General features: G+C 48.8%; 13 protein-coding genes and 1 pseudogene. 11 read left to right on the top strand and 3 right to left on the bottom strand.

Going from position 1 to position 14,695, the window contains the following annotated elements; translation table 11 throughout:
• Positions 1-17: 17 nt before the first annotated feature.
• Complete coding sequence (locus MKY82_RS19260) at positions 18-854, bottom strand: AraC family transcriptional regulator (RefSeq protein WP_339217947.1); 837 nt, start codon at positions 852-854, stop codon at positions 18-20.
• A gap of 200 nt (positions 855-1,054) precedes the next feature.
• Between MKY82_RS19260 and MKY82_RS19255 the strand changes: the two genes are divergently transcribed.
• Together MKY82_RS19255 and MKY82_RS19250 are read left to right on the top strand one after the other, a co-directional pair.
• Positions 1,055-2,737 carry a glycoside hydrolase family 2 TIM barrel-domain containing protein gene (locus MKY82_RS19255; RefSeq protein WP_339294129.1) on the top strand — a complete coding sequence of 561 codons (1,683 nt, stop codon included), beginning with the start codon at positions 1,055-1,057 and terminating at the stop codon, positions 2,735-2,737.
• A gap of 71 nt (positions 2,738-2,808) precedes the next feature.
• Entirely contained in the window at positions 2,809-3,408 is a 600-nt protein-coding gene (locus tag MKY82_RS19250; protein WP_220684872.1) for a TetR/AcrR family transcriptional regulator, read from the top strand.
• A gap of 168 nt (positions 3,409-3,576) precedes the next feature.
• On the opposite strand, the gene MKY82_RS19245 is transcribed toward MKY82_RS19250, so the two are convergent.
• Positions 3,577-4,185: a TetR/AcrR family transcriptional regulator gene (locus tag MKY82_RS19245; protein WP_220684873.1), complete on the bottom strand. Its 609-nt coding sequence runs from the start codon at positions 4,183-4,185 to the stop codon at positions 3,577-3,579.
• A 223-nt stretch (positions 4,186-4,408) separates the two neighbouring features.
• Here MKY82_RS19245 and MKY82_RS19240 point away from each other — a divergent pair, with 223 nt between their 5' ends.
• From MKY82_RS19240 to MKY82_RS19225, 4 genes are all read left to right on the top strand, one after another.
• On the top strand, positions 4,409-5,167 hold the full coding sequence (locus MKY82_RS19240; protein ID WP_339294128.1) for an SDR family oxidoreductase: 759 nt from the start codon (positions 4,409-4,411) through the stop codon (positions 5,165-5,167).
• Between the two features lie 190 nt (positions 5,168-5,357).
• A complete protein-coding gene (locus tag MKY82_RS19235; protein ID WP_339294127.1) occupies positions 5,358-7,361 on the top strand; it encodes a Na+/H+ antiporter in 2,004 nt (667 codons plus the stop codon).
• 133 nt (positions 7,362-7,494) lie between these two features.
• Positions 7,495-7,944: an Rrf2 family transcriptional regulator gene (locus MKY82_RS19230; RefSeq protein WP_194543194.1), complete on the top strand. Its 450-nt coding sequence runs from the start codon at positions 7,495-7,497 to the stop codon at positions 7,942-7,944.
• A gap of 124 nt (positions 7,945-8,068) precedes the next feature.
• Complete coding sequence (locus tag MKY82_RS19225; protein ID WP_194543193.1) at positions 8,069-8,704, top strand: nitroreductase family protein; 636 nt, start codon at positions 8,069-8,071, stop codon at positions 8,702-8,704.
• Positions 8,705-8,783: 79 nt separating this feature from the next.
• Here the strand turns inward: MKY82_RS19225 and MKY82_RS19220 are convergent, their stop codons facing one another.
• Positions 8,784-9,407: a TetR/AcrR family transcriptional regulator gene (locus tag MKY82_RS19220; protein ID WP_339217935.1), complete on the bottom strand. Its 624-nt coding sequence runs from the start codon at positions 9,405-9,407 to the stop codon at positions 8,784-8,786.
• 55 nt (positions 9,408-9,462) lie between these two features.
• On the opposite strand from MKY82_RS19220, the pseudogene MKY82_RS19215 reads away from it, so the two are divergent.
• From MKY82_RS19215 to MKY82_RS19195, 5 genes and pseudogenes are all read left to right on the top strand, one after another.
• Positions 9,463-9,657 (top strand): annotated as a pseudogene (locus MKY82_RS19215) (MMPL family transporter); the annotation flags it as partial.
• A gap of 144 nt (positions 9,658-9,801) precedes the next feature.
• Positions 9,802-10,284, top strand: a complete 483-nt coding sequence (locus tag MKY82_RS19210; RefSeq protein ID WP_339217933.1) for a tetratricopeptide repeat protein — start codon at positions 9,802-9,804, stop codon at positions 10,282-10,284.
• Positions 10,285-10,497: 213 nt separating this feature from the next.
• Complete coding sequence (locus MKY82_RS19205; protein ID WP_194543191.1) at positions 10,498-10,743, top strand: hypothetical protein; 246 nt, start codon at positions 10,498-10,500, stop codon at positions 10,741-10,743.
• A 239-nt stretch (positions 10,744-10,982) separates the two neighbouring features.
• Positions 10,983-12,770, top strand: a complete 1,788-nt coding sequence (locus MKY82_RS19200) for an ABC transporter ATP-binding protein (protein WP_339217931.1) — start codon at positions 10,983-10,985, stop codon at positions 12,768-12,770.
• Positions 12,767-14,629, top strand: a complete 1,863-nt coding sequence (locus MKY82_RS19195) for an ABC transporter ATP-binding protein (protein WP_339294126.1) — start codon at positions 12,767-12,769, stop codon at positions 14,627-14,629. Before MKY82_RS19200 ends, MKY82_RS19195 begins: the two co-directional genes overlap by 4 nt.
• Positions 14,630-14,695: the final 66 nt, after the last annotated feature.

The following is a 14,695-nucleotide window of genomic DNA, read 5'->3' as shown; positions in this document are numbered from 1 at the left end:
ACACCAATCAGCAACAGTTACAGGGTAGAATGATTCGCATGTTTTGAGCTTTTTCGAAACGCTGCGGGAGCCATCCCTTTGTACTTATGAAATGCTTTACTGAAATGAAATTCATCATGATATCCGCATGCGTTGGCGATAACCCTCAATGTATACGACGTGTATGCCAAGTAACGCTCTGCATGCCGCATACGGATGTCGGTCAGGTAGTCCTTGGGAGAAACATGCAGATGCTTCATAAACAGCTTTCGCAAATATGACTCTGAAATGGCATGTTTCTTTGCTAAGGATCCAATATGAAGCGGATCGGCGTAATGGTCTTCGATGTCTGATTTTATCCTGTGATATGCCTCATATGCGGGCTCTATTAGAGACGGCTTGTTCTCCTGATGTAATTTGGCGATCATCCTTAGAAGCAGGGCGCTGCTTTCCAATTCACTATCCGTATTCCCGGGAACCCAAGCCCTTGTCAACTCGCTGAAACCATGGTCCATCCCGATGGCTTGCTCGCCTAGATAATGGGCCATAAATGGGATATCAAGCCGCTGAACGCTTTGAGGGAGCTGCCATTCAGACCGGGAATGTTGAAGACAGCAGCATTCAAATAGCACCATGCTTATGGTAAGAGGGGCTTCCGGAGCGTTTTTCATACGCATCTGCAAGCCTGGTTCCATATAAAACAGCATGCCTTGACTTACCGGATATGCTTGATCCGCATAGAAGATTCCGCTGCCTTCATGGATCCAGTAGAAACTGTGCACTGACGTATTATTACGGATATCAGACCAATCGGAAGAGGTTGTCTTTCGGAAGGTCCAGTTGATCCGCACAACCAAATCTCGAGCATCATACACGGCAGTCCAGCCTCCATCCTGATAGGTGATATATGAAAAGAATAACTCAGGATCGCAACAATCGCCAGGGATGCAAGGAGCGATTTTTACATGTTTTGTATCGGCTTTTCTATGGAGTACGCTGCATCAATAATCTAGTGTTTACTTATCGGATTTTTGAGGGGATCCTCAAAGCCGCATGATGGATAGGAGGAGAAGAAATGCTGCGATTATTTGATACCCACCATATTCGAAAGTGCAAGGAACTGGAGGGAATGTGGGAGTTTGCTCCAGTAGCCGGCATAGGGGAGCGACCAGCCGGTTACACTGACAAGCTGCCTGTTCCCGGTTGCTGGGAGATGCACCCACGCTTCGGAAACTATAGGGGAGTTGGGGTATACCGCAAGATCATCTCGCTGTCTCGAAAAACCAATTTGCGAATCGAATTCAAAGGGGTCAGCCACACGGCACATGTTTATTTCAACGGAGAATTGGCAGTCCGTCATTATAACGCATATACCTCCTTTGATATGATCATCCCGGAAGTTCAAGCCGGTGAACATGAACTGCTGGTGTACGTGGATAATTCCTTCAACGAGGAATCGGCCCTTCATGTTCCTAACGATTACTACACGTATGGCGGCATTATTCGGCCGGTTGCCCTGGAGGAGATAAGCGATTTATACATTGAACACGTCATGTTCACTCCATATAAACAGGGCGGGGTTTGGCACGGTTCTTGGAAGGTAGTGATCCGAAACCTTGGAAGCCTTGTGAAGAAAGGATCACTCCGCGGTTCGCTGGCTGAGGTGGAGGGGGTGCTTGGAAGCTTTGAAGTGAAGCCAGGGGAGCGGGTCGAACGAATAGCCACCGTATCGTATCCAGGTGTGTTGGAATGGTCGCTGGACGACCCGAATTTGTATGTGCTGCGAGCGGTCCTTGCCGTTGATGGTACGGATTGCGATGATTGGCTGGACCGGATAGGCTTTCGCGAGATAACAACGCATCACGGAAAAATCCAATTGAACGGCCAGAATCTCGTGCTCAAAGGCGTTAACCGGCATGAGGACCATCCCATGGCCGGTTCCGCACTTCCGCTGCCCCTCATGGTAAAAGATGTGGACCTCATAATAGAGCTTGGTAGTAATTCCGTTCGGACGAGCCATTATCCGAACGATGAGCGATTTCTCGATCTATGCGATGAACGAGGGATTGCGGTGTGGGAAGAAAATCACGCCCGCGGTTTGAGTCTGGAGCAGATGCTGCACCCGAATTTCGGTTGGCAGAGCGAGCAGGTGACTCGTGAAATGGTGCAGCAGCATTTTAACCATCCGTCCATCCTGATATGGGCCATTCTGAATGAATGCGCCAGTAATACGGAGGAGGGGAGAGCTCACTACGCGAAGCAGCTAACCATTATTCGGGAGCTTGATCCAAGTAGGCCCCGGTCCTTCGCTTCCCATCACCGGGATCAGGAGAAATGTTTTGATTTGGCGGAGATCGTGTCATTCAATCTCTATCCAGGCTGGTATACCGACGAGAATCCTGGGGAACTGGCGGATCTGGCCAGAAGCTGGGCAGATGCGCTCGGCGGAGAAGGTAAACCGATGATTATGAGTGAATTCGGAGGGGACGGGTTCTACGGATTCCGTAGTCCGAATCGGGAGAAAGGCTCCGAGGAGCGCCAGGCCGATATTATCGCGAGTAATCTGAAGGCATACATGGAGCGCGAATACATTTCCGGGATGTTCATATGGCAATTTAGCGATTGCCGCGTGACGGAAGGGCTTGGTTGGCTGCTGAATCGTTCATGCACGCGGAACAGCAAAGGCATCGTGGATGAATATCGGCGTCCGAAGCTGGCGTATGAAACCGTTCGAAGACTTTTTATGGGAGAATCATAATATTTGACTGAGTGGTACATAAACCCTATACTTTTAGATAACAAAGATCATGTTTAAAAGGGATGAGGGGAATGACCACGAACGGTAGACCGCGTGAGTTCAAGAAAGAAGCTGTCATTGATGCAGCCATGGACGTATTCTGGTCCAAGGGTTATGAAGCGAGTTCCACGCAAGAGCTGTGCGAGAAGACAGGGCTTGGTAAAGGGAGCCTGTACAATGCGTTTGGCAGCAAGAATGAGTTATTCGAGCAGGTGCTCCAGCGTTACAATGATGAAGGCCTGGAGATATCCAGAGAGATTCTGGGTCGGTCCGTCCCGGTTAAGGAAAGGCTGCACGCCTTGTTTGAATGGGCGATCGGCATGGATTTTTCGGATCCGAATCATCGCGGCTGCATGGCGGTTAATATTAGTATGGAACGAGCTGGGCGGGACCCGATGGTTGAACGGATATTCGGGCAATATATTTATGATCTCGAGGAAGACTTGGTCCGCGTGATGGAAGAGGCGATTCATTCGGGGGAGATACGAGGTGAACGCTCTGCGAAGCAGCTGGCTAGTTTATTCTTAAGCAGCTATTACGGACTGCGGGTGATGAACTCCGCTACGATGAATCGGGAGTTAGCCGATCGAATCGTCGAAAGTACACTCGACGCTATTTTCTTTAGAGTATAGATATAACTGATCGGTATTAAAGAAAAGGCCGTACCCATGGGTAGTTCAGAACTACCTTTGGAAGCGGCCTTTGGCTTATCTAAACAACCAAAACCATTATCCGTTCGATTTGCTATTTGATCGGGTTGATGGTTTTTTGTGCTTTTTTCTATGTTATCAGCTCTGATTTCATGTAGGATCCGTGCGCTTGACTTGTGTTCTAACGCTTCTCGGCCTCCAGTTGATCATGAGAACCAACTGATCCCTCATATAAGGGACGGAATAGTGGAAATTGTTCTCGATCCAGTGGAATACCAGGCCGATTAAGGCGTGCATGTTGTAGATAATGAGAAGTTCATGGTTGAGCTCTTCACCGGGATAGTCCAGATCCTCCATGGCGATTTGCTTTAATGCCGAGAACATTTTATCCCGGACCAGCGGCAGAACATCGCTTTTGAATAAGGCTGTATATACGTCTGCATTTTGATGAATATGATCAAATATTTTTACCGCATTAGCAGGCAGCTCATCGATATGAAATACGTCGACTTCCCCGTAGGGAGCCCTGAAGGAAGCAATCAGTTCCTCCATTAAAGGGGTCAGGATATCATCAAGTAGAGACTCTTTGTTGTCGTAGTGGGTATAGAAGGTTCCTCGATTGTAATTCGCTAACTCTACGATTTCCGTAATGGAAATGCTGGAGAAGCTCTTCTGCGAGAGGAGTGATAGAAGCGCTTGCTTTAAAGCCTCTTGGCTGCGGACGACGCGACGGTCGGTACTTTTATTTCTCGTTTGCATAGATTCGAGTCCTTTCGGTTACAAATATAACGAATTTAATTATTAAAATATAAACAAATTTATGTTTTTTGTTCGGTATCGTACATTTCCACGTTTTTTAATGATTGTGACCTAAATCATACTACAATTATACTAGAATAGACATATGTCATGTATTGTACAGTTGTTGAATGTTGTCACTGAATTTCGAAATGATATCAAACCAATAATGGGGGGATGGAACATGAGATTAGCTGGTAAAGTTGCGATAGTTACGGGTGCTGCTTCCGGTATGGGAAAAGCGACAGCGGAACTGTTTGCCGCCGAAGGCGCAAAGGTTGTCGTGTCTGACCTGCGTCTTGAGGCAGCGCAAGCCGTTGTTGACGGAATTACAGCAAAAGGCGGCACGGCCCTAGCATTGGTAGCGAATGTGGCCAAGGAAGAAGATGTTCAGCAACTGGTAGATGCTACTGTTAATGAATATGGAACGCTTGATATTTTGATCAACAACGCTGGCATTATGGACAACTTCGTACCGGCTGGCGATCTAACGGATGAGTTGTGGGATCGCGTATTTGCCATCAACACGACGGGACCGATGAGGACCATTCGTAAATCATTGCCAATCTTCCTGGAGAAGAAAAGCGGAGTCATTGTCAACATTGCATCTGCTGGAGGTCTAATGGGGTCCAGAGCGGGTGCAGCATATACGGCCGCTAAGCATGCCGTTGTCGGATTAACGAAGAATGTCGGTTTCCAATATGCAACGCAGGGAATCCGCTGTAATGCGGTTGCTCCAGGAGGTGTCATCACGAATATCAGCACCACCCTCAACGCGCCGAATTCGTTCGGCATGGAAAGAGCGATGGCTGGTATCAACCTGAACCCGCGGGCAGGCGAACCGGAAGAGATCGCGAAAGTCGTACTGTTCCTGGCTTCAGATGAAGCTAGCTTCGTCAATGGTACTGTTGTAACAGCCGATGCAGGCTGGACTGCATATTAATAAGCAAGAGCAAGCGCAAGGGCTTTCTAAAGGATACCTCCTTTAGGAAGCCTTGTTTTTTTGCGGTGGTATAAAGGTTGAAACTTCTCCAACTCATAAATAAACCTTTAATATTCTACACAACCTATACCAGTCTATTGATGGATATCCTAATGTTACATAGATAATTCTTCGAGGAGGGAGCAGGGTTGTGGAAATATTTCTTATGGTACTTATGTTTCTGGTCCTTGTCGGTATTTCAAACATTATTAATCGATTTCTGCCGTTCATACCTGTCCCGTTGATTCAGATTGCGCTTGGGATCGGGGCCGCCTATATTCGCGGGTTCCATCACGTTCCGCTGAACCCGGAATTGTTCATGGTTCTGTTTATCGCACCGCTCTTGTTCAATGACGGGAAGCTTACCCCGCGCGAAGAGTTATGGAAGCTCAGGTCCAGTATCCTGCTGCTGGCGCTAGGTCTCGTATTTGCAACGGTACTGATCGCGGGCCCTTTCATTCATTGGCTTATTCCGACCATACCGTTATCGGCTGCATTTGCGCTGGCGGCGATACTCTCGCCTACCGATGCGGTTGCGGTGGGCTCCCTGTCAGGCAGGGTGAAGCTGCCGGGAAAAATCATGCATTTGCTTGAAGGCGAAGCGCTGATGAATGATGCATCCGGTCTCGTTGCATTTAATTTTGCGATTGCAGCTACCGTAACGGGTTATTTTTCGTTAACGAATGCCATCGGCAGTTTTTTTGTCATTGCGGTTGGAGGCATCGTGATCGGCGCACTTCTAGGATTTCTTGTGATCTGGTTCCGAATGCTGCTTCGCCGTCTCGGTATGGAGGACGTCACGCTTCATATGCTGATCATCATTCTGACGCCATTCATCATCTACCTTATCGCCGAGGAATTTCATCTATCCGGGATTCTGGCTGTCGTTGCGGCGGGTGTCACCCATGCGGTTGAGAGGGATCGCATGCGATCGGCGTCCATAAAGCTCAGAGTGGTATCGGACAGCACCTGGTCGGTCATTCTCTTCACGCTAAATGGGCTGGTGTTCATTCTGCTCGGGCATGAAATCCCAGGAGTCGTTAATCAAATATGGAGTGACCCTGCCTATAACAATGGACAAGTTCTCGGCTATATTTTTCTTATAACGGCTGTATTGATATTGCTGCGTTTCGCATGGGTCTGGGCATCTACGAACCGTCAGTATAAATCTTCCCTGTTGACTGCACTATCGGGCGTACGGGGAGCATTGACGCTGGCTGCGGCTTTCTCTATCCCGCTCACCCTCTCGGACAATCGTCCTTTCCCAGAACGAAGCTTAATGTTATTCATCTGTGCGGGCGTGATTTTGTTAACGCTGGTGATCGCGAGTGTTCTGCTTCCGCTTTTGACACGGGAGAAACATGTGGATTCGTCCGCGGTGATCAATCGCGAGAAAGAAGCACGGCTTCATATGCTGCAAGCGGGTATACGTACCGTGCGTGAAGAAATGACGGATGAAAATAAGGAAGAGGCAGTTCAGCTTATCTATGCGTATACGAAGCGGCTTCAGCAATCACAAATAACGGATAAGAGCGACATGCGGGAGTTCTGGAAAGCCACCATCGCAGTAAGAAAAATCGGACTCGCAGCGGAACGGAACGTTGCGGAAACGTGGCTTAAGGAACATAAAGCATCCGCAAGGGTCGCGGAGCTGTTCCTATCCTCGCTGAACAAAGTCGAGATGCTGCTTACCAGCCGATATAAGTTCAAGCTGCTCATGAGGAATTTATGGCGGAACTTGAAGAACTTGCTGAAAAAAAACGAGTCCCATGAAACGCGCATGTCTCCGGACCATCCGGATTGGGATATGTATAAGGCACTAAAGCTGGAGGCGATTCGTGCTGCAATACATGAGATCCAAACGGTGAAACCGGCACAGAGGCAGGAAATCCTGCAAGCCGTTATTGCAGACTATCGTGCAATGGAGCATTTTCTTCAGAATGATCGTGTGTGGAGTCGAAGAAAGCAGAAGCTTAGCAGTGAACGCCGGGAACTGGAACTTAAAGCCATTCAATCCGAGCGTAACGAGATTCAAAGCATGTTCGAACAGGGCGATATTGACAGGTCATTGGCGAGCCATCTGAGAATGGATGTGAATTACCGAGAGGCGAATTTGTATGAGTCTCAAGCACTGGTTGAAGATGAGGGCCATTAGACGATGGTCCTTTGTTGCGCTTGATGGAGTGTCAGGTTTACGTTACAATAATGAAAAGCTTGTTGGGAACGACAGCTAAAGCTGCAGAATGCCTATTTAAGGAAAATCTAAACTTGAAAAAGGGGGTAGGAACATGAGCATCCATAAAGAAGCGGCCTCCAAAAAATCGACAATGGCCTGCCCGTCCACTTATAAAACCTTCAGTCTGGCTGTACAAGCGCTGGTTACGCTTGAACGTCACTCCGGTAAATGCTCGAGCGGCGATATCGCCTCGTATTTGCACTCGGAATCAACTTTGATTCGACGCGTGCTGAAAACACTTGCGCAAGCCGATATGATTGAGTCGCGTGAAGGAAGAGACGGCGGATACCGGCTGAAGAAGAATGCCTGCGACATTACACTGGCTGAAGTTTACTCGATTCTTCAAGTCCACAGCTCCATCAGCGACAGTATGCTGGATGCGGCTTCCGGACATTGTTTTGCCGAGGAAATCAAGGAATCCTTTGTCGGCATTTTATCCGAGATTGAGGACAGTACCCTGAAAATACTGGAATCCCGGACGATTGCGGACATCGCTCAGTGAACTTTTCAGAAAGTGATTGACAAAGAAATCCAGCCTGCTATATACTGTGCATTAAACAACACAGTTAACTTGCGATTTAAACTGTGCAGAAAAATGCACAATATAATTTTGGAGGGGAAAAACCATGTCTACCATAACAAAACCCGATTTTCAAACCGTGATTCAGGAACGCCACTCGGTCCGTCAGTACGACCCGTCGGTAAAGATTCCAAGAGAAGAGATGGAAGCGATTCTGAAGGATGCTACACTGGCACCTTCCTCAAGCAATCTGCAGCCATGGCGCTTTCTTGTGATTGATGATGCTGAGCTTTTGAAGAAGCTGCATCCGATTGCAAACAATCAGGAGCATGTACTTCAAGCCTCGGCCGTCATAGCTGTGCTGGGTGATATGAAATGGTATGAGAAGGGCGAGAAGATTTATTCGATGTCTGAAGAAGCGGGATATATGACCGAAGAGGTGAAGCAATACTTTATCCATACGGCCGAAAATCTTTATGCGAATATGGATCAATCCGTGAAAGAAAGCATCGTGGACGTGGATGCTGGACTGATCTCCATGCAACTGATGCTGAGTGCACGCGCAAGGGGTTATGATACCGTGCCGATGGGCGGATATAACAAAGTGCAATTCGTGGAAGAGTTCAATATTCCTGCCCATTACCGCAGCGTGATGTTGATTGCTATCGGGAAAGCAGCCGCTCCAGGTCGGCCAACGATAAGATTGCCGCTTGAAGACGTTGCTTTCTGGAATAAAATCTAAAACACTGATCGATGCCCCTGATTCGAAGAACTAATTCTCGCCGATTCATGATTGAAGGATGCAGTTATAGAGCCCAGTGTTACTTTGGAAGGTTCACTGCTCCATGCAAGAATAGATCCACGATCTCAACAGCCATATCACGAGCGCTGGCATAACCGCTCCGGGTATCTTCACGATTGCCCAGCATCAGCATCGCCGAGAAAGCCTGCGCCATAAGCAGAGGATTGCCTTCCCGAAGCTCGCCGGAACGCATCGCTTGATCAAACCGATCGGCAATGACTCCATGAATTCGCTGTTCCGCCTCACGGATCGCGGACATCTGCTCCTGGGATAAAAAAGGCTCCGCTTCCCGCATCATCGTCTCCATCTCGGCATGCGGACGGGCGATCTTCGCTTCAGCCACCCGGATTAATCCGGACTCCAGCGTATCGGCCTCTTGCAGAAAGCGATGAGTGGAAGCATACGCTTTATCGAGAATCGTGGTCACCGCTATTTTAAACAGCTCGGGTTTGTTTGTGAAATGATAGTAGATGGAAGCCTTGGTCACTTGGCAAGCCTTAGCGATCTGCTGTAAGGATACGGACTCATAGCCATTCTCCATGAATAACTTGGAGGCGGTCCAGAGGATGGTTTCCTGGATAGGAGCCTGATCGGCAGCTGCTTTGGGACGCCCGGGATTTCGGGGGTTGCGTATTTTTGTCATGATGACCTCCTGCCTATAGTGTAAGACATGCCGGTCGCTTTTTCAAAATAAATATACGCTTCCGATTCAAGTATTGGTACAGTTTGGGATCATCACGGTCATCGGTGTTATGCTGGATACGTTCATCGTAAGACATTTCCTGGTACCCGCGATCACAGCACTCTTGGGCAAGTGGGCTTTCTGGCCAGGCAATCCCGAGTTGGTTACCGAAGAGGACAATCAACGCTTAAGTATTGAGAATAAAGCGTAAATCAATCAGTAATTCTTGTGACAACCACCTCATCTTAAGGTTAAGTAAGAGATGAAGGTGGTTGTTGACGATTTTGACGAGCATGAATGGGAGCTGGTAAGATAAGGGAGAGGGCGGCGTTATCAATCAAAAGGGATGTGACTTATGGCAACGATGCAAGAGGCTATTGAACTCCGCACTGCAGGTCTACCGGAGGAAGCCAAAGAAATTCTCCTCGGGCTGTTAGCCCAATCCCCAGACGATCCCGAAATCCTGTATCAGCTGGCCTGGGTGCATGATCTGATGGGGCTTGAGGGTGAGGCGGTTCCTTATTATGAGAAGGCGATCTCTTCTGGCCTGAAAAATCCTGAGCGATGCGGTGCATTGCTTGGACTTGGAAGCACCTATCGTACGTTGGGAATGTACGACAAATCCAAGGGGATTTTGGAGCAGGGCTTGCAGGAATATCCCGAGGCGAGGGAGTTTAACGTATTTTATGCGATGACCTTGTACAATTTGGGACAATACGATAAGGCGATGGCACTTCTGCTTAAAGAAATAGGCGAAACCAGTAATGACGAGGGAATCAAAAGCTACCAGAAGGCGATTGCTTTCTATTCGGATAAGCTCGATCAGATTTGGAAGTAATCTACAAGGATTACTACATAATTAATGTTATGTAAACTGAGAAATAGCGTCTGATAATCATAAAATGTGGCTTGTTTTATAGCAGTGATGGAATTCATGCAAATAATCGTTTCTTCACTTTGCTTAACTGGATTTTAGGCTGCCTTCATCTCTCGTTAAGGTTTGGACCTTATACTAGGTATGTCACTACAAGTGATGGAAGGAGCAACGCAAATGAATAAGAAAAACAAAATGAGTATGTGGTCGTTAGGACTTGGGAGTGCTTTTCTGATGATGATGCTAGCTAATCATGACAATGTGCATGATGGACAAGCCCGATCGGGTATCGCTTCAAGTGCGGCCAGATCCAATGTGGCCATCCAATCCGTTGATAAGAGCCCGGCTGTCAGTATGCCAGAGAACCAGGAAATAACCCCCGAAATGATTAATCAATTCTTGAAATTAGTGGCAGAAACATAAGATGTGATTGATTCTCTATACGTAACGGTTTTGAAGACCAGTCTCCATGCTGAGGGGGCTGGTCTTTTTGGCGTATGCTCAAAAGGGTCACTTTGATATTACCGATATTGCGGCAGATGTGTCTTTAATCAATCGGCTGTAAATTTTTTCGAAAACAAGAACCCATGTTCTTGTCATATCTACCCAGGAAGCTTATTATTATCAAGAGGGTTAACCTGAAGCGGGGGGATTATAGACGAATGCAAAGCGATCGCATGTTAAACAGCAAGCGAAGGACCACGGGGATTGGCATGTATAGGGAAATGTTATTCCGATACGTATTCCCGCATAAGAAATTGCTGGTAGCTTTGAGCGTGCTACTGTTATTTTCAATCGGGCTGCAACTGATTAATCCGCAGATCATCCGGTATTTTATCGATACGGCTCAAGGAGAGGGAAGTCTGACATCCCTTTATTATGCGGCAGGTTTTTTTATCGTATTTTCATTGCTCCAACAAGGCGTTTCCATTGCGGCTGCTTACTATAGCGAGAATCTGGGCTGGACGACAACCAACAAGCTTCGAGCAGAATTGGCGGAGCACTGCCTGTCGCTGGATATGAGCTTTCACAAAACCCAAACGTCGGGCTCTTTAATCGAACGAGTCGATGGCGATGTGAATGCGCTTGCCAATTTCTTCTCCAGCTTTATTATCCATCTGTTCGGCAATCTGCTCCTTATGATCGGAATTCTGGCTCTCCTGTATCGGGAGAACTTCTGGATTGGATTTGTCATGACCGTGTTTGTTGTCGGCAGCATTTACGTCATTCAACATATCCGTCGATTTGCCATACCGGTATGGAAGCGCTGGCGCGAGCTGAATGCGGATTTCTACGGATTCATTGGCGAACACCTCGAAGGCACTGAAGATACGCGTGCTAACGGGGCGGCAGGATATGTCATGAATCGATTCTACGAGATGGCCAGACGCATGCTGCCGGTTCGAGTACGTGCATTCATCGGATTTTTCCTCATGTGGAGCACAACGATATTGGTGTTTGCGCTTGGCAATGCGGCCGCATTTATCGTCTGCGCCATACTGTGGAAGAACGGACAGGGCGGTTTGACGATCGGCTCCATATATTTAGTGTTTTATTATACCGAGCTGCTAGCCAAACCGATCGAGAAGATCCGCACCCAATTGGAGGACCTGCAAAAGGCGGATGCCAGCTTGATGCGAGTCCGGGAATTGCTTGCAACCGAGCCCCAGATCAAAGACGGGCCCGGAGCTCCGCTTCCGGCAGGCCCGTTGTCGGTGGAATTCCGCAACCTAAACTTCTCCTATGAAGAGGGCGGGCAGGCTACGCTCGAAAATCTGCAGCTGCGGCTCGAGCCGGGCCAGACTCTGGGGCTGCTCGGGCGTACAGGCAGCGGAAAAACGACGATCGCCCGCCTGCTGCTGCGTTTCTATGATCCGCAGGAGGGAAGCATCGAGCTGGCAGGAACGGATATCCGGGACTGCAAGCTTCATGAACTGAGGCGCAAGGTCGCGATGGTTACGCAGAATATTGAGATTTTGGAAGGGACAGTTCGTGATAATCTGACCTTGTTTGATGAAGGCATCGAGGATCGCCGAATTATATCCGTGCTAGAGGAGCTTGGGCTTGGAGACTGGTATGCTTCGCTTCCCGAAGGACTCGGTACGAGCCTTGCCTCAGGCGGCGGAAGCCTGTCGGCCGGTGAGGCCCAGCTGTTGGCGTTTGCCCGCGTCTTCTTGACGGATCCGGGTCTCGTCATCCTTGATGAAGCATCGTCCCGCCTCGATCCGTTAACGGAGTACCGGATTGAAGCAGCCATTACGCGCCTGCTTCAGGAGAAGACCTGTATTATCATTGCCCACCGCTTGGCTACGGTTCAGCGTGCCGACCGAATTCTCATACTGGAGAATGGTAGAATGCTCGAAAGCGGACGCCGGGAAGAGCTTGCCTCAAACCCGCAATCACGGTTTAGCCGCATGCTTGCCGTTGGAATGGAGGAGGTGCTGGCATGAAAACAAGGCATTTTTTCTGGCGGTTGATTATGTACCGCCCGGGGTTGTACCTAATCAACCTGTTCGCGTGGTCCCTTATCCATATGGCACCGCTTGTTCCCGGACTGTTAACTAAGGCTTTCTTCGACCATTTGGAAGGTACATATACTTTTCCCTACGGCGTTTGGGCAATTGCCGTGCTGCTCATTGGCGCTGCATTAGCCCGAATTGCGCTGATCTTCGGCGGTTTCATGACAGACGTGCATTTTCGCTTCCGAATCAGCACCTTGCTTCGCCGAAATATGCTGTCCCATGTCATGAAAGAGCCTGGAGCACGGGCAATACCCTGCTCTCCGGGAGAAGCCATCAGCAATTTCCGGGATGACGTCGATCAGGCCGAAGAAGCGACAAGCTGGTCCGTGGACACTCTAGGACTGGTCGGATTCGTAATCGTTGCCAGCTGGATTCTCATATCCATTGATCTGCAGCTGACGATTCTCGTATTCGTTCCTTTGATATTGGTGGTTACTGCTGCCCAGATTGCGACCGCACGGATTCAGAAATACAGGGCCGCAAGTCGGGAATCGACGGCAAAGGTAACCGGTGCGATTAGCGAAATGTTTGCCAATGTGCAAGCCATTCAAGTCGCAGGGGCTGAGAAACGCGTAGTGGAACGGTTTGTAAGCCTTAGTGAGAAGCGGCGCCAGTCCGTGGTGAAGGATAAACTGTTAACGGAAACCTTGTCTTCCGTGTTCACCAACTCCGTGAATCTCGGTACAGGATTGATCCTTGTGCTTGCGAGTCTTAAGATGCGAAGTGGCGATTTTACGGTTGGGGACTTGTCGCTCTTTGTATATTATTTAACTTTTGTCACACAGCTTATATCGAACGTAGGCAACTTCATGACTTACTACAAGCAGATGGGCGTCAGCTTTCAGCGCATCAAATCCATGCTTCAAGGGGCACCTGCTTCGCTGCTTACGGCTGCCAATTATATCGGTATCGGTAAGTTTAAGAACAAACGGAATCAAGAGAAGGAAGCTCATCCTGATCGCAGGGCACAGATGAATTCGTTGACCCAAGGAAGATTCAATCCTTCCGCTATTTCCGCTGCCGAAGACGGCATGGAAACGGCTATTATCAAGGCACCGCCCCTCTCGTTGCTTGAAGCGCAAGGACTGTCGTATCGATATCCCGAAACCGGGCGCGGCATTTCGAATATTAATCTGACCCTAAAGAGGGGTACTTTTACTGTCGTTACGGGGATGATTGGCAGCGGCAAAACGACGTTAGTTCGCACATTGCTGGGCTTACTTCCTGCCGAAAAGGGCGAAATCCGGTGGAACGGTGAAAGGGTGACGGAGCCAGCTGATTTCTTCATCCCGCCTCAAAGTGCATATACGGCACAGATCCCCAGGCTGTACAGCGATAAACTGCGAAACAATATCCTGCTAGGCATAACCGAAGAGCCGGGGAGCTTGGAACGCGCACTTCATGCTGCTGTAATGGAAGAAGATATCAAGCATCTGCAGCATGGCCTGGAGACGATGGTAGGACCACGCGGAGTCAAGCTGTCCGGTGGTCAAGCTCAGCGGACTGCAGCTGCACGGATGCTCGTACGGGACGCGGAGCTGTATGTGTTTGACGATTTATCAAGTGCATTGGATGTTGAGACGGAGCGCAAGTTATGGGAGAGATTGTTCAGCGAGCGAGGAGGAGCGACTTGTCTCGTGGTATCCCATCGAAAAGCCGCGCTTAACCATGCTGACCATATTATCGTGTTGAACGGAGGAGAGATTGAAGCCGAAGGCACGGCGGAACAGCTGCTGGCTTCAAGCGATAGCTTCCGACAGCTGTGGTATGGCGAAGAAACAGGATAATCAAGTTGATTAGGATTGCAGTGGATAGAGTAAGTTATGTATCCATTTCACCATATACAGAGGAGA

The organism is Paenibacillus sp. FSL W7-1279, assembly GCF_037969845.1.
In the GTDB taxonomy this organism is placed as follows: domain Bacteria; phylum Bacillota; class Bacilli; order Paenibacillales; family Paenibacillaceae; genus Paenibacillus_AQ.
Note: the sequence above shows the minus strand (reverse complement) of the source record. Positions and strands in the feature narration are given on the sequence as shown.